A 23,320-nucleotide genomic window follows, 5' to 3' on the forward strand; every position below is an offset into this window, starting at 1 on the left:
TTACTGCGCCTCGGCCTTGCACGGTCCACGCTCGCCCGGCAGATCCGGCGGCTTCGGACCGAAGTTCTTCAGGTACTCCTTGGTCGCCTGATAGGCGATGTGCTGACCCTGGCAGTCCGGCTGCTTACGGATCGAGCCGGTTTCGATCGCTTCCTCATCATCCTCCCGCTCGACTTTCGCCGACTGCGGGCTCCGCTCTGACGGCGCATGGGCGGCGCGTTGATGGGAGGAGCGAGGGGCAACGCCATCCTTGAGCGAAGCCATCTCGCGAATGGTGTCGCGGCAGCAGCCACCGAGGAGTGTCACAGCTGCAACGAAGAGAGCGGCGCGAAAATAGTTTGGCATTGCGATCCTTGAGTGTGGCTGTGTGCCTACGCAACACCAGCGTCACGACAGTGTGACGGAAAAACCATCTCCACCTATGGGCTGAGTCGGGTGGGGCGGACTATGTTCTCAACAGGAAATCCACAGCGCTTTTCGAGGCTTGCGACTGCAAGGATGGAATTTGTTGAGTGAAGCAGCGGGAAGCGGCGTTCAGGCGACCCGCCGCGCCGTGACGTCGATCACCGGGCCCACGCCTGCACCGCTGCGCCGGACATGGCCGTGCTTGGCGAGATGCCCCTTGAGAAGCGTGAGATTTTTGCGGTTGGCCCGGAACGCGACGTCGAAGGCGTCGCCCGCAAAGGGTACGATACCGACGACCGTATCGATTGCCGAATTGGCGATCATGCGTCCCATCGTGAACCGCGAAACGCCGAGCTGACGGGCTTCCCAGATGATGTAGCTCGAGATCGCCTGCGAGATGAGGTCGCCGACCACCGGCACGAGACCGATGATGGAATCGAGCCCGACACGAATCTTTGTGCCTGGAACTGCGAATAGGTCGTCCATCAGATGCGCCACGGCTTCGATCCGGGCGACAGACGCTTCGATGGCGGGATCGGAATAGCGTTCGACAGTATTGGACTTGATCACTTTTCTGAAACGCACCTGAAAACGGAGCGCCTGCTCGCCTGAGCTAGCCATTTCGCCGGACCGCAGCACCTTGTATCGCCCCGCCTCCCGACTTAGGCTGAACGAGGTCGTCATGTTGTGATGAGAAGGCCCGAGGTCAAGATCCGTGCGTCTGCATGATCTGGAGCCGCGGGCGAAGGGGGAAGTTCCGGCATGTTCCTGCGTCTTCTGGTGAGCACCAGCACGATCTTTCTGTCGATGATCGTCGGTGCGTTCGCGCTCGCTCTTGTCGCTTACAATTCGCCCGAGACGCTATCCATGATGCTCGGGTGGGCGCGCGATCTCAAATCTGTCATCACCGGCACAGGCATCGACCCCAAATACAACATTTGGGTTGAGCTCTTACTGGAAGAGCGTCAGCTCCTCTTCATGTTCTTCACGATCGGCGCGCGCATCTTCCTCGCGCTCCTCGCCGCGCCGTTCCAGAGCCGCTAGACCTAGGCGCGGCGCCTGCAACTTAACGCGCCGTTAGCCAACGCTCTCCATAGTCACCCTCAAAGGGGGCCGCGCTGTCTCGCGGCCGAAAGCCGTGGCAGTCCGCTTGGCGTGAGGGGCTCGAGCGAGCATGGGGTACGACGGGCGAGACCCGCGGGGACCGTATCAGGATCCACCGCGATATCCCGATTGGGAACCGCATCCGGCACCGGATAGCGCGCGCGCGCCGGCGTGGTCGGGGCGCTATTCCGAGCTGCCTCTTCGCATTCGCCTTTTGCTGATGGGGCCGATCCTCGCACTCTCAATGGCCGCGGTCGCGATCGGCGCGCTCTTCATGTATTACACCGTCGTCTTTCCGGATCCGCTCTCGATGCGGCTAAAGGCGACTGGCCCTGTCATCCGCATCCTGGGACGCGACGGCAGCCCAATCGCCGAACGCGGCGTATCGCGCGCCTATATCCCGCTCGACATGGTGCCACCGCATGTGGCGCATGCGGTCGTTGCCATCGAGGACCGGCGCTTCTTCGAACACCCAGGCCTCGACCCATGGGGCGTGTTGCGCGCGGCGATCGCGAATTTGCGGGCCGGCCATTTGGCGCAGGGCGGTTCGACCATTACGCAGCAGCTCGCCAAGAACATCTTTCTGTCCTCTGAACGCACCTTCAGCCGAAAGGCGGAAGAAGTTGTCCTGGCTCTGTGGCTTGAGCTCAGGCTGTCGAAGCAGGAAATCCTCGAGCTCTACTTGAACCGGGTCTACTTCGGCGGCGGCGCACACGGCATCGAAGCCGCCTCGCAGCGCTATTTCGGCAAGTCCGCACGCTTGCTGACGGTCGCTGAAGGCGCTGTCATCGCGGGCTTGCTGAAAGCACCATCGAAATACGCCCCGAGCGCAAGTCCTGTTCAGGCAATCGATCGAGGACGTGTAGTTGTCGGCAAGATGCAGGAAGCCGGTTTCATCACCGAACGGGAGGCGGACGCAGCTCGCGCGACGGAGATTCGCTTCTCGTCTTTAATGCGCGTGCCCGAGCAGGCCGATATGGCCTACGCAGTCGACTATGTTCTCGACGCAGCGGCCCGCTTCGAGGACGCAGATCGTGACGAAGTCATCATCGAAACGACACTCGACGCGACACTTCAGCGTCACGCCGGTGAAATTGTCGAGCGCACGTTGGCCGAAAAAGGGCAAACCCTCGATGCGAGCCAGGCAGCCGTCGTTGTGCTGGCCCCCGATGGCGGTATTCGTGCGCTTGTCGGAGGACGCTCGTACGCCGACAGCCAATTCAACCGCGCGGTACGGGCGCACCGCCAGCCCGGCTCAGCATTCAAGCCGGTGGTCTATCTGACCGCCCTCGAAATGGGCATGACCCCCGATAGCATCGTCGAGGACGCGCCGATCAAAGCCGGGCGATGGACGCCGAAGAACGAGAACGGCCGTTATGTCGGCCCAACGACCTTGCGCTATGCGCTGTCCCACTCGATCAATTCCGTCGCCGTGCGCCTTCTTCTCGATGCCGGTGTCGAGAAGGTCACGGCCACGGCGCGGCGTCTCGGCATGAAATCGCCTCTGCGCAAGGACGCTTCACTCGCGCTCGGCACATCCGAAGTGTCACTGCTTGATCTCACCGGGGCCTATGCAGCCTTTGGCAACGGCGGATACGTGAACGAGCCCTATGCCATTCGTCGTGTGACGACCGGCGCCGGAAAAGTCCTCTTCAAGCGTTTCGATGCGAAATCCGATCCCGCAATTCCGCGTGCGTCGGTTGCGGCCATGAACGATATGCTCGAAGCAACCGTGGCATCCGGTACGGCGAAGAAGGCCGCGCTGCCCGGCCAAGCCGTCGCCGGAAAGACGGGAACCTCGCAGGATTACCGCGACGCCTGGTTCGTGGGATACACATCGTACCTGACGGGCGGCGTCTGGGTAGGCAATGACGATGGCCGCACCATGAACAAGGTCAAGGGCGGAAGTCTGCCCGCCGAGATCTGGCACGACGTGATGATGGCTGCGCACACCGGTAAGGTGCCGTTGTCGCTGCCTGACGCCGCAATGCAAACGCCGCCTCCCGTCGCAGCGAATGCGCCGAGCCACCCCAAGAAGTCGATAGAGCCGGACTTTATTGAGAAAGCGCTGACTAAGGTTTCGGCCGAGGGCGGTGAAGGCGCGCCAGCGCGGGGCGAAACGACCGTGACGGATGGAGGTCGCATCATCGTGCGGCCTCCGGTGCGCTGAGAAGATTGATCGCGCTTACTTGCTTGTGGACGCAGCGCCTTCGGTACCGGTGCTACCGCCAGTGGTTGCGGAACCCCCGGTGCTTGCGGACTGTTTGATGAGGCCTTTGTCGCAGGCCGCCATGAATTCGTTCTGATCGATGGCAGCGTCACCGTTGGTGTTGGCTGCCTTGACGTCGGCGATGAAGGGCTGCGCCTGGCCCGCGCTGATCCTCGGCTTTTTAGCGGGGTTCGCCTTTTCCCAGAGGCTCTGACACTGGTCATGAGCCACCTTTACGCCCTGGGCTTTTCCAATCGTCACGCTGCCCTCTTCGGCGGCCAACGCACCAACGGCCGTCACGGACAAAAGCAAAAGCGATCCGAATAATCGTCCCATTGTCATGTCCTTTCAGTCTTCCTTTTTTCCGGAAATGCGAGATTCCGGGATTGGTTCCCCACCCATCAGACCCGCCGTTATTGTTGATGCCTTCGCAAAAGGGCCGATCGCCAACGAACGCAGGGATGTGGCGAATCTGCCTCGATTGGCGCGGTAAAATTGCCCGCCGAGGCGCCCGGATGCGTCCCTTAAGATTCCCATAATGTGAGCCGTTAGGCATGGCCCTCAACATGCAATTTGAGGATGGGGGACCGTACGATGTTGTGTCGGCGGATGTTTGTTGTGGGTCTGGCGGCGTCTCTCTCGGGATGCGCGACTGATAATCTGGATTGGCTTGGGCTGTCGTATGACGTCAACGACACCGACCTGAGGAACTATGCGGCACTGGATCGCGAACGCTTTCCGATCCGCGCCGTGGATCTCGCAAAGCTCGACCCGAAATATCGCCGGCAGCAGGTTTCGTATCAGACGAGCGAGCCCGCGGGCACGATCGTGGTCGATACGCCTCGGCGCTACCTCTATCTTGTAAGCGGCAATGGGCGTGCCACGCGGTACGGCATCGAGGTTGGTCGCGAAGGGTTCGGGTGGAACGGGTCGGCGACTATTGCCCGAAAGGCCGAGTGGCCGACATGGACACCGCCAGCAGAAATGGTTGCGCGCGATCCGCGCACGGCGCCCTACGCGCGCGGTATGCCGGGCGGGCCGGAAAATCCTCTCGGCTCACGCGCGCTCTATCTCTACCAGGGCGGACGCGACACGCTCTATCGCATTCACGGCGGCGGCAGACCCACGACGCTCGGCAAGGCGACATCGAGCGGATGCATCCGGCTCCTCGATCACGACGCGATCGATTTGTTCAACCGCGTTCCTGTCGGGACAAAAACGGTCGTTTTGCCCGATCCGTTGCTGAGCAAGGCGCCCGCGCAGAAGCCGCCTGGAGGTGAAGCCTAAACCTTGCAGTCCCCTGTGGGACTTCGGCGTGCCGTACAAAAGCCAGAAAGAGCCAAAATCTAGGGGGGGCAGACGCGGGCGCCGACGGGTTTGCGACATTCCGGCGCCACGCGGGTTGATTGCCACAACCGATACAGCTACTCCGGCGCCATGATGACATTCTCTCGTTTGAGCCTCACCGGCGCGATCATGCTCGCGCTTTCAGCCATGCACGCAGCGGCTCAGACGCCGCCTGCAACCCCGCCTGCACCCCAATCGGCACCGGCAGCGCAGACCGCGCCCGCGCCCAAAGCGTCTCCGGCGCAGAAGGCGCCTGCGCCCGCTCAGCAAGCCGCTCCGCCCGCAACAGCGGCACCTGCGCAGAAGGCGGCACCCCCACCAGCGCCCCAGCAGGCTGCATCGCCACCCGCGCCAAATCAAAATCCCCCGGCCCAGGTTGCCCCGGCACAAGCGCAGCCCGCGCCCGCCGCGCCTGCGGATCAACAACAGCCCGCAGCCGAGCCGGCCGAAGCGCCGGCTGCCGGTCCGGAGCGCTCCATCGAGCGCGCGAAAGCACGAATTCAGGAACTCGAAGCACGCACCGATGTCGCGCCTGCAATCCGCGATCAGGCTCTAAACCTTCTCCGAACCGCGCTTGGTCATCTTGAAGCAGCGGCGGCGAACACCGCGGCCGCGACACGGTTCCAGGAGTCGGCGCAGCGGTCCCCGGAGCGTGTTGCTGAAGCCAAGCAACAGCTCGAAGCCCTGCAAAGCGAACCGAGCATTGAAGAGTTCGCCAAGCGGGCGGAAAAGCTTCCGCTGACAGAGGCGCAGCAGGCGCTCGACGCTACCAGCGGCGAAGCCGCGACCATTAAGACCGATCTCGACCAGCTCGAAACGCGCCTGCGCGACATGGGCACGCGCTCAACCGCGGCACGCGAGGAACAGTCGGCCGAGAAGCAGGCGCTCGATGCACTCGAAAATCCGGACGCCGCTCAAGCCGGTGACCAGGATCCCGCTATCATCGACGCACGGCGTGCGGCTTTGAGCGCGGAACGGCGGGGACGTTCGTCCAAGCTCAATTTGCTGGAACAGGAGTTGATCAGTCTTCCGGCTCGCCAGGCCTCCGCGACGGCGCGGCGCGATCTGGCGGCGGCCAAGCTGGAGAAGCTTACGAAGCGTATTCCGATCATCCAGGCGCGCTTGAACTACCTGAAGGAGCAGGAGACCGCAAAGAAGCAGGAGGAAGCTGCACGGGAGGCCCGCAAGCTTGCGGCTCAGCACCCGGTGCTGGAGGCCTACGTCAAGGACACGCAGGTTATTAGCGACCGCCAAGCCGAGACGACCCGGCTTATCGATGAAGGCAAGTCGAAGCTCTCCGACGTTCAGAGCGAGATTGGCCGCGTCCGCGATGCCAAGGCATCGGCTCAGCAGGTTCTCGAGATCGGCAGCATCGGCGGCGAGTTCAGCGAGCTATTGCGAGCCATGCGCGCTCAACTGCCGTCGCCATCGCGGCTCGAACGACGCATCTGGGATCGCGACCAGGCGATCGTCGACGCGCGCTTGAAGCGCCTTCAGGCCGATGAAGCCCGGCGCGCCCTTTCGGACACGGGCGGAATGGCCGAGCGCGTTCTTGCAAGTGGCGTGAAGCCAGGCGATCCCCCGCCGCCGGAAGACGTCAAGCCGGCTCTGGAGAAACTGGTCGCCGCACGCCGCGATCTTTATGTGCAGCTTCACGATTCACTGGTGACGCGCATCGCCCAGCTCGCGGAGCTGAATGGCGCCGAACGCGACCTTCTCAATCAGACAACTCAGCTGCGGGCGTTGCTCAACAGCCGTCTGTTGTGGCTGCCGAGTGCCGAGCCGGTCGGCGCTGGCTGGTTCAACCAGGTCCGCGCCAGTTTCAGTTGGATTGCAGACCTTGACGCATGGAAAGCGACCGGTTTGGCGCTGCTCGACCGAGCGCTCGAGCGGCCTGCATTGACGGCGCTGGTTCTGCTCATCGTTGGCACGCTCACGGTTCTCTGGCGCCGGCTCTTTGCGCGGCTCGCCGCGATCTCGTCGGCAGTTGGCCGGTATTCGACCGACAACTATTGGCGCACGCCGGAAGCGCTGATCATTTCAGGCCTCCTCGCCATCAAGACGCCGATCATCTTCGGCTATGCCGGATGGCTGTTGTCGCAGACGCCGACCGCTTCCGAGTTCTCTGCCGCTGTGGGCGCGGGCTTGCTCTCGGTCGCGTCGATCGTGACGTTCCTCCGGTTCATGCAGTACGTCTGCGTCGAGCACGGCCTCTTCTCGGTTCACTTCGGATGGCCGGAGCGCGCGAGAGAGGTGCTCTGGCGAAACATCATCTGGCTGAAGTATGCGATCATCCCGTTCGCCTTCCTGCTCGGTGCGATTAATGTCAGCAGCGCCCAGAACCTCCGCGACGGCTTGGGACGCTTCGCTTTCCTGGCAGGCGGCGTCGCAGTCTCGATATTCCTGGCTCGCATCCTGGATCCACGCCGCGGTATATTCTCCGAACGTCTCAACCCCGGACATCTGCTCTTCGTCACGCGAATGATCTGGTATCCGCTGGTCGTTCTGGTGCCGCTGGCCATCGCAGGCCTTGCACTCTGGGGCTACTACGACGGCGCGGCTCAGATTCAGGACGGTCTCGTTCTCACAATCGCGATCGTCGTGGGCGCGTTCCTTGCCTACAACGTCGTCATGCGACAGGTGCTGGTGACGCGCCGGCGGCTCGAAATTCGCCGCGCCTACGAACGGCGGGAGAAGGCGCGTGCGCAGGCTGCGGCCCAGGAGGCCAGCCAGGTTACGGGTGAAGTACAGCCCGCCGTCATTGAGGAACCCGAGGTGGATATCGCCTCGATCAGCGAGCAGACGCGCAAGCTCGTGCGCCTTGCGGCATTCCTTCTGCTCGCCGCGACCCTCTACTTCTTCTGGCGCGAGGCGCTTCCCTCGCTTGCGCTGCTGGACGTCCCGCTGTGGCTGCAAACCGTCACCATCGACGGTGCGCCGAAAACCGTGCCGATCACGGTGTCGAATGTCATGGTGGCGCTTGCAACGGCCGTCATCACGTTCATCGCCGCGCGTAATCTGCCCGGCTTGCTCGAGATCACGGCCTTGCATCGGCTGAGAGTCGAAGCCGGCACGCGTTACGCTGTTAGCGCCGTGAGCCGCTATCTCATTGCCATTGTCGGCATCATCTTCGCGTTCCGGAGCATCGGCTTCGACTGGAGCCAGGTGCAGTGGATCGTGGCCGCCCTCGGCGTCGGTGTCGGTTTCGGTCTCCAGGAGATCGTTGCGAACTTCATCTCCGGCTTGATCATTCTGTTCGAGCGGCCGGTTCGGGTGGGTGACACGGTGACGATCGGAAATCTGACGGGCACCGTCTCGCGCATCCACATCCGCGCGACGAGCATGACCGATGGCGAGAACCGCGAGATCATCATCCCGAACAAATCGTTGATCACCGAAAAGGTCATCAACTGGACGCTGACCGACAGCATTACGCGCGTGACGCTCAAGGTTGCTGTGCGCTACGGCACCGATACGCTTCGGGCCCAGATGTCGATTCTTGAGGCGGTCAAAGCGACCCCGCAGGTTCTCGATACCCCGCCTCCGAGCGTGTTTTTCATTGGCTTCGGGGCCTCGGCGCTGGAGTTCGAAGTACGCGCGTTCGTCCTGCAGCTCGCCCATCGTTCGACGGTCATCAACGACCTTCATGTCGCGATCGAGCGGGCTCTGCGCGAGCAGGAAATTACGATGTCTTGAGGGGGTGGCAGCAGGCCTGCCAATCCGATTTGGTGAGTGGGGCCGCTCGGAACGAGCGGCACAGGGCTAGCGGGTTTCGCTCGCGAAGTCGCCGTACCGATGCAGATCCATACCATAGATCTGCAGCCACTTCTTCGCCTCGTCGAGGCTGGGCATGGTTTTCGCGACCAAGGCCCAGAAGCGCGGACCGTGGTTCATTTCCCTAAGATGAGCGACTTCGTGCGCCGCCACGTAGTCGAGGATCTCCGACGGAGCCATGATGAGGCGCCAGGAGAAGGAGAGCACGCCGGTCGTCGAGCAGGAACCCCAGCGGCTCGTCTGGTCGCGAACGGCAATCCGCTTCGGCGCGACACCGAGCTGTTTCGCGTGAATGGCAACGCGCTCTGCGAGATCGCGATGCGCCTCCCTTGCGAGCCAATCCTTGAGGCGGCGGGGTGCATGTTCTGCGCGGCCGTAAACGTGCAGCTCCGGATAGGACGCCGTTTCCTTGCGCTCCACGACACCGCGGCGATGCGGTCCAGCAAACACCACCCGATGGGCTTCGCCGCGAAGCGGAATGAATACGCCGTCGATGAACGGAACGGCCGAGGGAAGCCGGTTCAAATGCTCGCGCACCCACTCGATGTTGCGCGTGATGAACGAGCCCGCTTCGTCGAGATCGCACTGCACCGGCAGCGTTACGATAACGGCGCGCCGCGTACGGCTGACGCGCAGAGTGAGACGGCGCGCGCCAGGGTGGCGGCGGACTTCTACAGGCGCTCCGAGACTATCGATCTTCTCGTTTCCGAGTTTTGGCGAAGAGATCGTTCTTGTCTTCCGCATGAATGACTTTCGGAGCACGCGTTGAATGGAGACGCATAACGTTATGACGGATGCGAGAGGATCGAGCTACTGCTCTTTGCGGGGCGCCCCATGGACGCGAGCTCGATCACCATCTCACTTAGCAACAGAGTGAAGCCTATCACCAGTCTGAAATTGTGACCGCCACCTATCCAGCAACACAACTGTTGCGGAACGGCCCCATGAATTTTATAGCGCGCCCTGAAGTCGGAGGAGGTCGGATCTCTTCAGAACGGCTGTGGCTCGCGCGTTCGAGTAAGCAACAGAGTATCAACGCTCACGCGCGGAGTGCGGTTGAGAACGTTCGGGCGCGGAGAAACTGGGCAGTTCCAGCATATCGAGGCTCGGAGCGCCAGGCCCGTCCAACGGCGCGTTTGGCGCGCCTTCGATCTGCGGCGGCGAGGGATCGAGCGCAAAGCCGTGCGAGCCGGTTCCCGATCGAGGCCAAGGCGAGGGCGTTGACGTCGCGGCAGGCATGGGCCGCTTGATTTCGTCCGGCTTGGTCATGACGAGCGCCGGCAGGGCCATGAGCAGCGCCACCATGAGAAGCTGGATGCCGACAAAAGGAACGGCGCCCCAGTAGATGTCGCTCGTCTTGACCGGCGCCATGATACGCCCGGTGACCTTGTCCGGGTAGGGCTCTTTGGGCGCTACGCTCCGGAGATAGAACAGTGCGAACCCGAACGGCGGATGCATGAAGCTGGTCTGCATGTTCACGGCCAGCAAAACACCAAACCAGATGACGAACGGCGTCACATCCGCAACCGTCTCGGTCACGACACCCGAAGCGTCCGTTGTCGTGATCACGGCAAACCCGAAGCTCTTGGCAATCGCGACGGCCTCAGGAGCCGAGCGGAAAATGGCCTCCGCTGCAGGCTTGAGCAGCGGCACCAGGATGAAGCACAGCTCGAAGAAGTCGAGGAAGAAGGCCAGCAGGAAGATCATGACGTTGACGGCGATGAGGAAGCCGTACATGCCGCCCGGCAAGGACGTGAGCAGATGCTCCACCCAGATGTGGCCGTTCACTCCATAGAACGTCAGTGAGAAGATGCGCGCGCCGATCAGGATGAACATCACGAACGCCGCAAGCTTCGCTGTCGCTTCTGCAGCTTGTCGGACGATATGAAAGTTAAAGCGTCGGGCATCGCCGTCGCTGTAGCGCTTACCCGCTGCCAGCAGTAGCGCACCGACCGCACCCATCGCACCACCTTCCGTGGGCGTCGCGAGGCCGACGAGGATCGTGCCGAGCACGAGGAAGATGAGCAGGAGCGGGGGCACCATGATAAAGGTGACGCGTTCCGCGATGCTCGAAAGCAGACTGCGGCCAGTGAAATACTGAAATGCTCGGTTCAGGAGTGCTGCGCCAAGGGCGAATGCGATCCCCCAAGCCATGAGCAGGACCGCTCGGTCGATACCCGCGTAAGACGACCCGTACATCATCCAGGCGGCAAACAGTCCGGACAGCACGGTGAGCCCTGCGAGCGAGCCAAGCCCGCGTGACCCGTCGGGCTCCCGGTAGCCGACCTCCTCCGGTGGCAGTCCCGGCGCCGCGTCGGGATTGATCAGCGACACCATGAACACGTAGGTGGCGTAGAAGCCGGCCAGCATCAGGCCAGGTACGATGGCGGCCTTGTACATGTCGTCGACAGAGCGGCCGAGCTGGTCCGCAAGAACGATCAGGACGAGCGACGGCGGAATGATCTGTGCAAGCGTACCGGATGCCGCGATGACGCCGGACGCCAGACGCCGGTCATAGCCGTACCGCAGCATGATCGGCAGTGAGATGAGGCCCATGGAGATAACGCTGGCCGCCACGACGCCGGTCGTCGCAGCGAGCAGCGCGCCGACGAAGATCACCGCATAGGCCAGACCACCTCGCACCGTTCCGAACAACTGCCCGACCGTATCGAGCAGATCCTCGGCCATGCCGGACCGTTCGAGGATCAGTCCCATGAAGGTAAAGAAGGGGATCGCGAGCAGCGTGTCGTTGCGCATCACGTCGAAAATGCGTCCCGGCATGGACTGCAGGAGATGCCAGGACAGCGTGATGACGCCGTCGGAGTGCGGGGCCAGCTCGACGCCGACCACGAAAAACATGAGGCCCACTGCGCCGAGCGAAAAGGCGACCGGGTAGCCGAGCAGCAGAAAGAGAACCAGCGACGCGAACATGATCGGCGCCAGGTTCTGAGCCAGAAAGGCAGTCATGCGGCTTCAATACCCTCGTTGTCGCTCGATCCGGTTGCTGGCGGTTATTTTTGGTCGCCCGCCGGGTTGTCCGGCGCATCACGCACTTGTTTGTTGAGGTCGGCGTCCATCGCCACGGCGAGGTCGCGATAGCCGTCGTGCGGTGGGGTGGCCGCCATGTCGCCGCGCATGATCGCGATGCGCTTGATGAGTTCGGACAGCCCCTGCACGAAGAGCAACGCGAAGGCGATCGGGATCAGGGCCTTGATCGGCCACAGTGGCAGACCGCCCGCGTTGGGGGATTGCTCGTTCTGGGCGAACGATGTGGCGAAGAAGATCCACGATGTGTAGACGATCATCGCCGCAGTCGGCAGCAGAAAGAACACGTGGCCCATGAGTTCGATGAGGTTGCGGGTCCTCGTCGAAAGGCGGCTGCTCACGACGTCGATGCGGATGTGCTCGTTGGCGGCGAGAGTCCAGGGAGAAGCGAGCAGGAAGACGGCAGCGAACAGCCACCACTGGATTTCGAGCAGCGAGTTGGCGCTCCAGTCGAAGGTCTTGCGAACAACGGCATTCGCGGCGCTGATCACGGCTGCGGCCACGATCAGCCATGCCACCGAGCGCCCGATGGTGCCCGATACCCTGTCGATCACACGGCTTGCGGCAAGCAGTCCGTTCATTCCTCCCCCTTCGCAAATGCGAAAGCCCTTGGCGAAGCGTCCGCCGCCTTCCTATATCCCATAGGGGGACGTGGGAGAACTCCGGAGATCCACCATTGCGAGTTTCTCGCGCATGCCGTAGGGCAGACCGGAGACTCGATCCCCCGAGGCGCAGGCCAACGGTGCTGGTGTGAAACTGCCGGCCCGCAGCCATGCAGCCGCCGCCGCGAACGATGAACCAGGAGCAACGCATGTCCGAATTGAAGGCGCAGGTTGTCGAACGGCTGCGCCGCGTAAAAGGCCCGGATCTCAACGGCAACATCGTCGATCTCGGCTTGGTGTCGGATATCCTGATCAAGGACGGCCGCGTCTATTTTTCCATCACCGTTCCCGCCGCGCGCGCTGAGGAACTGGAGCCGCTGCGCGGAGCAGCCGAAAAGGTTGTGAAAGAGATCGAGGGTGTGGCCGGCGTCGTCGCGGTACTGACCGCGGAAGCCGGTCCAGGCCAGTCCGCCCGCCCGGCCGCGCGGCCCACCGCATCCGCCGTCCCACCTGGCGGCAATACCCGCGAGCATCCGCGAGTGACGGAAGCCCGCACGCGAGGCGCGACCGGAGATGGCGCGCGCCCTGCTGCCGCGTCCGCTCCCGCCGCACCCATCCGCCAGACGCAGGGCGTTCCAGGCGTAAAGCATATTGTCGCCGTCGCCTCAGGAAAGGGCGGCGTGGGCAAGTCGACCGTTGCCGCCAATCTCGCGCTCGGCTTCCAGGCCATCGGCCTCAAGGCCGGCATCATGGACGCCGACATCTACGGCCCCTCGCAGCCGCGTCTGCTCGGCATCAGCGGCAAACCTGTCCAGGCCGACGGCAAGAAGCTCGTGCCGATGGAAGGCTATGGCCTGAAAGCTATGTCCATGGGCTTCATGGTCGAGGAGGGAACGCCGATTGTCTGGCGCGGTCCGATGGTCGTCGGCGCCTTGAACCAGATGCTGCGCGAGGTGCTGTGGGGCGATCTCGATGTGCTCGTGATCGATATGCCGCCCGGTACTGGCGACGTACAATTGACCATCGCCCAGCAGGTTCCGCTGGCGGGCGCCGTCATCGTGTCGACGCCTCAGGATCTCGCGCTCATCGACGCCCGTAAGGGTATTGCCATGTTCAAGAAGGTGAGCGTGCCGTTGCTCGGCATCGTCGAGAACATGAGCTACTTCGTCGCCCCCGACACGGGGGCGCGTTACGACATCTTCGGCCACGGCGGAGCCAAGGCCGAAGCCGACAAGATCGGCATTCCCTTCCTCGGTGAGGTACCGCTCACCATCGAGGTGCGCGAGACGTCCGATACCGGACGCCCGGTCACCGCTACCGCCCCGGACAGCCCGAGCGCGCAAGCCTTCCGCGAGATTGCCGCGAAGGCATGGGCGGAGCTGGAGAAGGCAGAAGGTCGCGGCATGAAGCCGCCGAAGCTCGACGTCGTCCACGGCGGCGAAGCGCTGCGCGTGTCGTTCGCCACCAAGGACGAGCACGAGCTGCCGGCTGAGTTTCTGCGCGTATTGAGCCCGTCGGCCGAGGTACAGGGCCATTCGAAGGAACAGCGCGTCACAGTCGGCGGCAAGAAGAACGTCAAGATCAAGGAGCTGCGCGGTGTCGGCAATTACGCCGTCCGCATCGTCTTCGACGACGGCCACGACACCGGGCTCTTCACCTGGTCTTACCTTCACATGCTTTCGCTGCAGAGGGACAAGCGCTGGGGCGAATACCTCGCCGAGCTGAAGGCGAAGGGGCTTTCGCGCTAGAATTCGGGCGATCCGCGATCGGGCGCGCTAGCGATCAGACAGCACATCGCCAAGCTGGTCCAGCGTGCCCCCATAGCCCTGCTTCAGCGACGCGAACATGCCTTCGAAGACCGCGCGTTCATGGTCTTCGGCGCCGTGAGGCCACGCGCGCAGCGCGACGGTCGTCTTCCCGTTGCGCTCGCTGAGTGTCACCTCATTGAGAATTTCGAGTGGGATCGCCGGATCGAACGGCGCGCGCGCAATTCCGCAACCTTCGTTTGAAAATGAGTTGAGCCACGTGATGCGCTGCGGCGCCGAGATGTCGAGATAGACGAACCGTCCCCACGTGTGCGGTCCATTCTCGAACTGCATGGCGTAGTGAAAGAAGCCGCCGGGCCGGAATTCGAAGCGGGTCGCGCAGATCGTGCAGCCTTTTGGCCCCCACCACGTCTCGAACTGCTCGCGTTCGCTCCACGCAGCCCACACGAGCGCCAACGGCGCGTCGTAAATCCTGTCAATCTCGAAGACGACATGCGCCGGGATGGACTTCTGCTTACTTGCGGACATGACGTTTGCCTTTCGTCTCGCTGGATTGAGCAGCTTTGAGGTGTGTATCGAGCCGGTCGAAGCTGTGTTCCCAGAGATGCTGGTATTCCTGGATCCATCGCGCGAGCTGCTTGAGCGGCGCGGTTTCCAGTCGGCAGGGACGCGTCTGCGCCGCGCGTCCACGGGAGATCAGGCCCGCGCGTTCCAGAACCTTGAGGTGTTTCGAGATCGCGGGCTGAGTGAGGTCGAAGGGCGCGGCAAGCTCCGAGACCGTCGCCTCGCCTTTGGCAAGTCGGGCCAGGATCGCGCGCCTCGTAGGGTCAGAGAGGGCCGCGAAAGTCGCGTCGAACTGTGGTGCGGACATAAATCACCATATAGCTATATAGCTAATAGGTAATATATGGACCAAAAAATCTAGAGTCAACCAAGCCAATCGGACTTGGGCTTCGATCAGCCGGCAATCGGTGTCATTTAGGCGTCGATCAGCATGCGCCGAGGGCTCGAGGCACGCGCGGACGTCGGGGCCGTGATCCGATAGACCGCAGCCGGCGGCATATTGAAAAACGCGCGGCCGATGAACTTCGCTTTGAGGTCCAGCCTGTCGAGCAGGAACCGCGGCACCGGACACCGCGGGCCGTAGGTGAACTGATAGAAGGCGGCGCGCGGCCGCGCGTAGGAAAAGGCGCCCGAAAGGATCGCCATGATTTTCCGCGGGCCCATGTTGAGAAGGGGAAGCCCGCTCACAATGGCACCCACCGGCGCCTCGTCATAGAGGCGATGCACCGGCAATTTTCCGGCATCGATCTGCAGAACGCGGGCTCTCGGAAACCGGGCGCGCAACAAGTCTGCAAAATCCGGCGCCGTTTCAATCAGCGTCAGATCGCTTTCCGCGACCCCGCGCTGAATGAGCGCCTGCGTGAACACACCGGTGCCCGGTCCAAGCTCGACGATCGGTCCAGTCGAGGCGCTGATCTCGCTCGTGATGAGCTCCGCGAGCGCCGGTCCCGACGGCATGATCGCGCCCACCCGCCCCGGATCGGCGGCCCATGCACGCAGGAAGGGCAGGGAGTCTTGAGAACGGCATTCCGTCATGGCGATGGTCAGGCCCTAAAGCATTCGCGACTGCACCGCCGACAAGCAGCGGGCATAGAGAGTGGGAGCGAAGCGCTACGCAACTGCGTACGTACTTTTCCGTAGCACCAGACATCGGGGGTAAAACAAGACGAAATCGTGTCTCATCCCCGGGCGCGTTGCAAAAAAATCGATGGCACCGTGCAGCTTGGCGATTTCGCCGCTATGGGTGGCCACGCTTGGCCCGATCACTGCGCAATATCATCAGATCTTGGGAAAAAATCCTAAGCAAGTCGGATCACGGATCGTCGTCGCCACATTTTGGCAACGAATCAGACACTTGGTGCGTTCTGCAGCTAATAATCACCAGGACGCCTCATGAAGCCCCAGTTGCGCAACGTGTCTTTTGTCGTAACAGCAGGATTGATCGCAGGGGCCGTCGGCGCCTCGACGTTCGCCGGTGCAGCATCCGCCAAGGCTCCCGGCAAGACCTACTGCTACAACGGCGTCTGTCACCGCGTGAAGACGGCGGCCGAGATGGAAGCTCTCGTCGGCTTTGAGGAAACGGTCACCGCGTCATTCTATGACGACTGCAAGGTGGATCGTCACAATCCCTGCCAGCTCCTATCGTCCGGCGAAGAGATGCGCGCCGACCTGCCTGACAACGCCGCGAGCCCGATCTATCCGAATGGCACGCTGCTGGTGATCGTAAATCCGAAGACCGAGGCCAAGATCCTCGTTCGCGTCAACAACTCCGGGCCGTACGTCAAAGGTCGCATGCTCGACGTGTCGCGTGCCGCAGCCGAGCAACTCGGCTTCATCAAATCGGGCATCGCGAAGCTCAAAGTCACCGTGCTCAGCGGGCCCTTGGGCTAAGCGCCGCTGCGAGCCCGTCAAAACTTGATGGTGAGGCCGCTCAACGGACCGTGCTGCAGCACGTCGTACTCATAGCGTGTTCTGCCGGACCCCTGCTCGTAGTCGACATCGAGCAGGCGATAGCCCAAAACGCCGGAGTAGGTGACGCCGTCGCTTACGCAGATATCGAAGCTGTAAGCCGCAAGCACATTCCACGAGAACTGGCTGCCCGCGCCGAAGCCACCGATATCGCCGCGCAGAACTAGCTCCTGGCCGGGTGCGATCCGATGCCGGATCCGCGCGCCGATGACCGGATCGACCCAATCGATTCCGCCGCTGCGTGCAACGGCAATGCCGCGCGACACGACGAGATCGCTGATGTCCAAATTTGCATCCACAGCCAGCTTGAGGTTGGCCTCCTGGTGCCAGTATCGGGCCCCGGCGAGGACGTCGATCGCTGTCTGGCCCCCGGCGATTTCGTAGACAGCTCCGGCTTCGGCAATCGTCTGCTTGTAATCGAGACCGAGCGATGCGCTGAGCGCGCCGTTGATACCAGGGCGGAGCCCCCGCGATTTCACGCTATCGGAGTCGAGCCCGACGTTGGCGTAGACAAGGTCGCCGTAGAACGCGAAGGGCCCTTTCCGGGCTTCGCCGTAGCCCATGAAGGGCAGGCTTTCCAAATGGTCGATGAGCTGGATCGGGTCGACCTCGACGTCGACGGAGCGCCCTCGCACAGTCTCGGTGCCGTCGAGCCACGTTATCCAACCATACGGAGTAAAATTGAACGTCCAACCCGATGCGGATGCAGAGGAAGCGAGCGGCTCTGCGGCACCTGCGCTTCCCGAGGCAACCGCCGCGGCCCAAATCACAACCAGCGCTGAAAAATGGATTCTTGAGTTTCTGATCATTCCGTTCCGCCCTCCCCAGTGGAAGTGCACAATCGTCTCGATAATCAGCCGTATTCTAATTCTGGCCGGGAAGAACGGCTGTGACGCAAACGCGACTCTGGAATGAAGAACGCGATTCCATGGGAGTTTTCAGATTCGGATTAACAGGATTTAAATCCGCAAGCCGGGGCGAGGTCTCGAACTCTGCATAATTTCTATCTTGATCGCGGACGGATCTGAGGTTCGCGCTTTGCGCTGGTGCTCCAGGTGTGGCCGGACGAGCGTTCGAAAGTCCTGTCCGATTTTGGAAAAAGCACGAGCAATGAATTGAAACTCGGCGCAAAAGTGCAATAGACACTGCAAATCTTCGCAAACGGAATAAGTCGTCCTGCGCGCCGAAGCCGAACAACTCGGTTTTACCCAAATCGGGAATTGCGAAACTCAAGGTCGCCGCGCTCAGGGCGCAGGTTCAGCTACTCGGTTGTTGAGTGGCTTCCGGCGCGGCAGCAGCGGCCTCAGGAAGATACTTCGCCAGTCCGTCGAGCACGGCATCGACCGGCAGGCCGAGCGAAGTGGCGATGCTGCGGATGTGCTCATCGCCGAGTGCCGCGCGAAGCTGATCGACGCTGATCGGGAGATTGGCCCGGTTGCTGTCGAGCCACGACGCGACCTGATCGCCAAGCCCTGCGTCGCGAAGTTTGCCGAGAACGGCCTGAAGCCCTTCCGCACCGAGAAGATTTTGGACGAGACCGGGCAATGCAGTCTGCTCTGCACTAGCGACAAGACCCTTCAAAGTATCGCTCCAGCTCATGGCCGTTCCTCCAGATAGAATTGGCGTATGCCGCCGACGTTCTCTTGGGAGCGACGCGCAAGCCGGGCAAGGGGCGTACGAGTATAAAAATCCGTAAGTCGGGGTCCCGATGCGGCGGAGCGGCGACCGAGGAACAAGCGCGATCGAAGAATCCGTCACGGTCTTTTTGCACGCAATCAGGCAAGTCAAATCGCGCCGCGGTGCCTGTGCCCGCGCCGCCACGTTAGCTTCTGATCCCTTGCGCTGAGCCCCGAACGTCCTTGCCCGGCGGCCCCCACCTCTCTAACGGATAATATAATATAACATCCAAAAGTGAAAGGGCTGTGCATGTCGGGTGAGTGGGTGGGAAAGTCTGGGGTACGGGCCGGCAGAATGGGGTGCCAGTGGGGGACCGGAGTCGCGGCAATAATCATGGCAGCGCCCGCTCTGGCGCAGGAACCGGTGACCACCGAGCTGCCGGCCATCGAGGTCACGACCCCAAGCCCCGTCGTGAAACCCAAGCGCGCGACGAAGCCGTCCGGACAGGGCGCTGCGCAGACGTCTGAGTCCGCCCCGTCAGAGACGGACGCAATCCCGCCGGGCACGACGCTCGATTTCGGCGATCAGGCCTTCGTTCCTGTCACCGTCGCCACGGAGCGAGAAATCTCCGCCACCAACGGTCAAACGATCACCGACACTCTGGACACGAAGCCCGGCATCGTCGGCACCAACTTCGCCCCTGGCGCCAACCGTCCGATCATTCGCGGCCTCGACAGCTATCGCGTGCGGACCCAGGAGAACGGCATCGGCACGCATGACGTGGCGGCCATCTCCGAGGATCATGCCATCCCGGTCGATCCCAACGCAGCCGATCGCATCGAGGTCGTCCGCGGTCCGGCGACGCTGCGCTACGGTTCCCAGGCCATCGGCGGCGTCGTCTCGGTCGAGAACGAGCGTATTCCGACGTTCATTCCGCAGGGCGGCATCAACGGCGCGATCAAAGGCGGCCTGACCTCGGTCGACGAGGGGCGCGACGGCGCGTTCAAGGTGACGGCGGGATCGAAGGCGACAGGATTTGCCGTGCACGCCGACGGTTTCATTCGTCGAGCGGAGGACTACGACACGCCGAAGGGCAAAGAACTGAACACATTCGTCGATAGCCAGGGCGGATCCGTGGGTCTCTCGCGTGTCTGGAGCGACGGCTTCGTCGGTGTTTCGTTCGCGCACATTGAAAGCCTGTACGGCATTCCCGGCGAAGAAGCGCGTGACGGTGCGCTGCCCCGCATCGACATGGCGCAGGATAAGGTGCTTGCCAAAGGCGAATGGCGCCTGCGCGACTATGGCCTTGAAGCGGTGCGCTTCTGGTTCGGCGCATCGGACTATGCCCACAGCGAGCTCGCCATGCACGAGCATGACGGCGGCGGCCACGACGATGATCACGACGAAGGCTTCTCGCTCGGCTCGCGCTTTACGAACAAGGAGCAGGAGGCCCGCGTCGAGCTGCAGCATCTGCCGGTCAGTACGGCGCTCGGCGATGCCAACGGCGCCTTTGGCGTGCACGTCGTGAACCGCAATACGCGCGGTCAAAGTTTCGAAGGTGAATCCCTTCTCGAGCCGGCGCACACGCAGAGCGCCGCAGCGTTCTGGTTCGAGGAGCTTGATTTGACACGGACGCTGCGCTTGCAAGCGGCCGCGCGCATCGAGCATACGACCGTGGACGGCACGGGCTGGGAGGACTTCCACGGCGAGGTTCATGGCGACCACGGCCATTTCCACGCCCACGAATTCCAGGGCGAGCGCAGCTTTACGCCTGTCAGCGCGAGCCTCGGCCTGCTCTACCAATTGCCGTTCCAGACAGTTGCACGCCTGACCGGCCAGTATGTGGAACGCGCTCCCGATGCCGCCGAGCTGTTCTCCAAGGGCATGCACGAGGCCACTGGCACTTTCGAGGTCGGCAATCCGTTCCTCGACGAAGAGAAGGCAGCCACGGCTGAGGTCGGCCTGAAGAAAGCCACGGGTGCGTTTCGCTTCGATGCCTCCGCCTACTATACCCGCTACAACGGTTTCATCTATCGCCAGCTGCAAGGCCTAGCCTGTGATGCCGAGCCCCACGGCGGCGAGTTCGACTGCACGGAGGAACACGGTGGCCACGATCACGGAGATGGCGAAGGCCACGTATTCGATCTCGTCTTCTTCGATCAGCGCAACGCCACCTTTTACGGCCTGGAAGCCGCCGGCCAGTACGACGTGGCGCCGATCTGGCGCGGTGTCTGGGGCATCGAGGGTCAATACGACTTCGTGCGCGCCGAGTTCGAAGGCGGCGGGAACGTGCCACGCATCCCGCCCCATCGATTGGGCGGCGGGCTCTACTATCGCGACATCAACTGGTTTGCGCGCGCCGGCGTTCTGCACGCCTTCGATCAGGACAAGATCGGTATCGAGGAGATCGCGACGCCCGGCTACACGCTCGTCTCGGCGGAGATCAGCTACACCGTCGAGGGCGATGGCCTACACAACCCGGGTTACACCATCGGCCTCAAGGGCGAGAACTTGGCGGACGAGGAGGTGCTGAACCATGCCTCCTTCAAGCGGCGCGAGGGCGTTCTTGAGCCCGGCGCGAGCGTTCGCCTGTTTGGCACAATCAGACTGAACTGAGTGTGAGCCCGCACGACGACACCGGTCCGGCATGTGCCGGGCCGGCCGGCCAAGAAAAATTGGGATCAGTAGAAGAGGCTCGAGACGCTCTCTTCGCGCGACGTACGCAGGATCGCCTCGCCGAGCAGCGGAGCAATCGAAAGTACGCGGATGTTGCGCGCCGCCTGTACGGCCGCCGTCGGCAGGATCGAGTCCGTGATGACGAGCGACTTGAGCTTCGAGTTCTGGATGCGCGAGACGGCTCCGCCCGAAAGCACGCCGTGCGTGACGTAGCAGCTCACCTCCGTCGCGCCTTTCTCGATCAGCGCGTCGGCCGCATTCACGATCGTGCCGCCGCTGTCGACGATGTCGTCGATCAGAATGCACTGCTTGCCGTTGACGTCGCCGATGACGTTCATGACCTCGGATTCACCCGGCCGCTCGCGCCGCTTGTCGCAGATCGCAATCGGCACGTCGATGCGCTTGGCAAGCGCGCGCGCACGTACGACGCCGCCGACGTCCGGCGAGACCACGACGAGGTTCTTGGTGTCGTATCGCTCCTCGATGTCGCGCACCATAACGGGCGCCGCGAAGAGGTTGTCGGTCGGAATATCAAAGAAGCCCTGGATCTGCCCGGCGTGGAGATCCACGGTTAGTACGCGGTCGGCGCCGGCACGCTCGATGAGGTTGGCGACGAGCTTCGCCGAGATGGGCGTGCGCGGGCCGGGCTTCCGGTCCTGACGCGCATAGCCGTAGTAAGGGATGACCGCCGTGATGCGCCGCGCCGAGGAGCGCTTCAGCGCATCAATGAGGATCAGCAACTCCATCATGTTGTCGTTCGCCGGAAACGACGTCGACTGGATCACGAACGCGTCCTGGCCGCGCACGTTCTCCTGGATCTCGACGAACACTTCCATGTCCGCGAAGCGCTTAACCTGGGACTTGGCAGGCGCAATCTTGAGGTATTGCGCAATGGCATCCGCCAGCGGCCGGTTACTGTTTCCGGCAACGATCTTCATGGTCTGGCCGCCCCTGCGACTGTCTTCACGCGTATCGAACGGCACGGACATCCTCATGCGACACTTCGATGACGCGCCTTCTAACGCGCGGGCCCGGGTGTGTAAACCACCCGGGCCCGGCATGTTTAGCAGACTCTGTTTAAGTGTGGCCAGAGCCACTCATCGGCGCTCGACGCTCCGACTTTAGTTTACCTTCGTCTGAGGCGGCAGAAGCTTCAGGATGCCCTGGGCTGCGGCAGATGCAGCAGCATCGGCTGTTTTGCCCCAGGCGCCATCGAGCGAGCCCTGCGGGATCTCGTTCTTCTGCGACACCGTGCCCAGCTTTTTGCCTTGCGGGTCCTTTACATCCCAGTCGATCTGGATCGGCTGCTTGCCGTTCTGGCCTTCGCCGACGATGACCTTGCCCTCAACCCGGTAGGTCTGAGCCGAAGGCGCTGTCGTGAGCGCCAAGCCGCTCTGGGTCAGTTCACGCTGGATCGCGCTGGTCAGCGTCACGCTGCCGTCGCCGGGGGCGCCGGTAACGTTCGGCACCATGGCTGTAATGGCACCGGTACGCGCCGCGATGCTTCCCGTGGTGGGGCCGCCGGCCGCCGAGGGTGCGCCGCCAGCGGGTGGCGAATAGGCGGTCGGAGCGGCTGCAGCTGATTGGACCGAGCCGGCAACTGCCGGAGGCGGCTGCTGAGCAGCGGCAGCTGCCGGGTTACCCATCGCGACGGCTCCCGCGCTCTGCGTCGGCAGCCATGTCACGAGAGATCCGGCCGTCTTGCTCGAGATCGTATCGACAACCTGCGGCGTGACGGCAGCCCAAGGATCTTTGGACTGTGCACCTGAGAGCACTTCTTCGCCGGTGATGCGATTCACGCGACGTCCCGACGGATCGGTGACGTCCCAGATGTAGGAAACTTTCGTCCGGCCCTTTTCGCGTGCAGAAACGACATAGCCACGGAGCGTAAACTCGGCTTTGTCGTTTGCATTCTTCGCGACGGAAATCTTTTGCGCTTCGATCGCGCTTGCAAGCTGCGTTTCGAGCTGCTTGGCAACCGTCTCAGGTGCGCCGATCACCGGAGCAACTGCGATCTTGGCACCTTGCGAAGTCGTTGCGGGCGGCGATCCGGCGACAGTCGTTGCGTTCGGGTCGGCGTTATTCGCGAACAAGTTCGCACCCGTTTCGCATCCGGCTAGGCCGAAACCTAGAAAAGTTGCGAAAACTGCAAGCACGACTGACTTGTTTCCACGCCATGCCGCAGCAGAATCAATGGTCGTCACGACGACGTCCCCCTCTGAATGATCCGCTGTTATCCGGCG

The 23,320-nt window shown here is 62.7% G+C and carries 20 protein-coding genes; 7 read left to right on the forward strand and 13 right to left on the reverse strand.

The genetic code is table 11. From position 1 onward, the window contains the following. Positions 1–345 (reverse strand): hypothetical protein, encoded by a 345-nt coding sequence (locus VHO05_RS01060; RefSeq protein WP_329644756.1) that lies wholly within the window; start codon positions 343–345, stop codon positions 1–3. Between the two features lie 189 nt (positions 346–534). After that, positions 535–1,026: a DUF4112 domain-containing protein gene (locus VHO05_RS01065; RefSeq protein WP_329644757.1), complete on the reverse strand. Its 492-nt coding sequence runs from the start codon at positions 1,024–1,026 to the stop codon at positions 535–537. A gap of 141 nt (positions 1,027–1,167) precedes the next feature. On the opposite strand from VHO05_RS01065, the gene VHO05_RS01070 reads away from it, so the two are divergent. After that, on the forward strand, positions 1,168–1,449 hold the full coding sequence (locus VHO05_RS01070) for a hypothetical protein (protein ID WP_329644758.1): 282 nt from the start codon (positions 1,168–1,170) through the stop codon (positions 1,447–1,449). Between the two features lie 130 nt (positions 1,450–1,579). Beyond that, complete coding sequence (locus VHO05_RS01075; protein ID WP_329644759.1) at positions 1,580–3,679, forward strand: penicillin-binding protein 1A; 2,100 nt, start codon at positions 1,580–1,582, stop codon at positions 3,677–3,679. Between the two features lie 15 nt (positions 3,680–3,694). On the opposite strand, the gene VHO05_RS01080 is transcribed toward VHO05_RS01075, so the two are convergent. Beyond that, complete coding sequence (locus tag VHO05_RS01080; protein ID WP_329644760.1) at positions 3,695–4,054, reverse strand: hypothetical protein; 360 nt, start codon at positions 4,052–4,054, stop codon at positions 3,695–3,697. Between the two features lie 273 nt (positions 4,055–4,327). Here VHO05_RS01080 and VHO05_RS01085 point away from each other — a divergent pair, with 273 nt between their 5' ends. Together VHO05_RS01085 and VHO05_RS01090 are read left to right on the forward strand one after the other, a co-directional pair. Next, entirely contained in the window at positions 4,328–5,005 is a 678-nt protein-coding gene (locus VHO05_RS01085; protein WP_329644761.1) for a L,D-transpeptidase, read from the forward strand. Between the two features lie 150 nt (positions 5,006–5,155). After that, positions 5,156–8,761 (forward strand): mechanosensitive ion channel domain-containing protein, encoded by a 3,606-nt coding sequence (locus VHO05_RS01090; RefSeq protein ID WP_329644762.1) that lies wholly within the window; start codon positions 5,156–5,158, stop codon positions 8,759–8,761. A 66-nt stretch (positions 8,762–8,827) separates the two neighbouring features. Here the strand turns inward: VHO05_RS01090 and VHO05_RS01095 are convergent, their stop codons facing one another. The 3 genes from VHO05_RS01095 to VHO05_RS01105 all read right to left on the reverse strand — a co-directional run bounded on the left by VHO05_RS01095 (position 8,828) and on the right by VHO05_RS01105 (position 12,465). Beyond that, positions 8,828–9,583: a SprT family zinc-dependent metalloprotease gene (locus VHO05_RS01095; RefSeq protein WP_329644763.1), complete on the reverse strand. Its 756-nt coding sequence runs from the start codon at positions 9,581–9,583 to the stop codon at positions 8,828–8,830. A gap of 288 nt (positions 9,584–9,871) precedes the next feature. After that, entirely contained in the window at positions 9,872–11,806 is a 1,935-nt protein-coding gene (locus tag VHO05_RS01100) for a TRAP transporter large permease (RefSeq protein WP_329644764.1), read from the reverse strand. Between the two features lie 44 nt (positions 11,807–11,850). Next, positions 11,851–12,465 (reverse strand): TRAP transporter small permease subunit, encoded by a 615-nt coding sequence (locus tag VHO05_RS01105; RefSeq protein ID WP_329644765.1) that lies wholly within the window; start codon positions 12,463–12,465, stop codon positions 11,851–11,853. 230 nt (positions 12,466–12,695) lie between these two features. On the opposite strand from VHO05_RS01105, the gene VHO05_RS01110 reads away from it, so the two are divergent. Beyond that, positions 12,696–14,234 (forward strand): P-loop NTPase, encoded by a 1,539-nt coding sequence (locus VHO05_RS01110; RefSeq protein WP_329644766.1) that lies wholly within the window; start codon positions 12,696–12,698, stop codon positions 14,232–14,234. Between the two features lie 27 nt (positions 14,235–14,261). Here the strand turns inward: VHO05_RS01110 and VHO05_RS01115 are convergent, their stop codons facing one another. From VHO05_RS01115 to VHO05_RS01125, 3 genes are all read right to left on the reverse strand, one after another. Further along, complete coding sequence (locus VHO05_RS01115; protein WP_329644767.1) at positions 14,262–14,780, reverse strand: SRPBCC domain-containing protein; 519 nt, start codon at positions 14,778–14,780, stop codon at positions 14,262–14,264. Continuing rightward, a complete protein-coding gene (locus VHO05_RS01120; RefSeq protein ID WP_329644768.1) occupies positions 14,767–15,123 on the reverse strand; it encodes a metalloregulator ArsR/SmtB family transcription factor in 357 nt (118 codons plus the stop codon). The genes VHO05_RS01115 and VHO05_RS01120 overlap by 14 nt, the downstream gene beginning before the upstream one ends. 107 nt (positions 15,124–15,230) lie before the next feature. After that, the gene (locus tag VHO05_RS01125; protein WP_414653650.1) at positions 15,231–15,851 is read right to left on the reverse strand and encodes a class I SAM-dependent methyltransferase; all 621 of its coding nucleotides are present in this window, start codon (positions 15,849–15,851) and stop codon (positions 15,231–15,233) included. A 357-nt stretch (positions 15,852–16,208) separates the two neighbouring features. Here VHO05_RS01125 and VHO05_RS01130 point away from each other — a divergent pair, with 357 nt between their 5' ends. Continuing rightward, positions 16,209–16,706: a septal ring lytic transglycosylase RlpA family protein gene (locus VHO05_RS01130; RefSeq protein WP_329644770.1), complete on the forward strand. Its 498-nt coding sequence runs from the start codon at positions 16,209–16,211 to the stop codon at positions 16,704–16,706. Positions 16,707–16,723: 17 nt separating this feature from the next. Here the strand turns inward: VHO05_RS01130 and VHO05_RS01135 are convergent, their stop codons facing one another. Both VHO05_RS01135 and VHO05_RS01140 read right to left on the reverse strand, forming a co-directional pair. Next, positions 16,724–17,593 carry a hypothetical protein gene (locus tag VHO05_RS01135; RefSeq protein ID WP_329644771.1) on the reverse strand — a complete coding sequence of 290 codons (870 nt, stop codon included), beginning with the start codon at positions 17,591–17,593 and terminating at the stop codon, positions 16,724–16,726. Between the two features lie 448 nt (positions 17,594–18,041). Further along, positions 18,042–18,383 (reverse strand): YidB family protein, encoded by a 342-nt coding sequence (locus VHO05_RS01140; protein WP_329644772.1) that lies wholly within the window; start codon positions 18,381–18,383, stop codon positions 18,042–18,044. Between the two features lie 411 nt (positions 18,384–18,794). Between VHO05_RS01140 and VHO05_RS01145 the strand changes: the two genes are divergently transcribed. Further along, positions 18,795–21,017, forward strand: coding sequence for a TonB-dependent receptor (locus tag VHO05_RS01145; RefSeq protein WP_329644773.1), 2,223 nt, complete (start codon positions 18,795–18,797; stop codon positions 21,015–21,017). Between the two features lie 65 nt (positions 21,018–21,082). Here the strand turns inward: VHO05_RS01145 and VHO05_RS01150 are convergent, their stop codons facing one another. Continuing rightward, positions 21,083–22,015, reverse strand: a complete 933-nt coding sequence (locus VHO05_RS01150) for a ribose-phosphate pyrophosphokinase (protein ID WP_329645417.1) — start codon at positions 22,013–22,015, stop codon at positions 21,083–21,085. A 183-nt stretch (positions 22,016–22,198) separates the two neighbouring features. After that, positions 22,199–23,281: a hypothetical protein gene (locus VHO05_RS01155; protein WP_329644774.1), complete on the reverse strand. Its 1,083-nt coding sequence runs from the start codon at positions 23,279–23,281 to the stop codon at positions 22,199–22,201. Positions 23,282–23,320 lie beyond the last annotated feature (39 nt).

The sequence above is a fragment of the Hyphomicrobium sp. genome (assembly GCF_036262015.1).
Classification (GTDB): Bacteria; Pseudomonadota; Alphaproteobacteria; order Rhizobiales; family Hyphomicrobiaceae; genus Hyphomicrobium_C.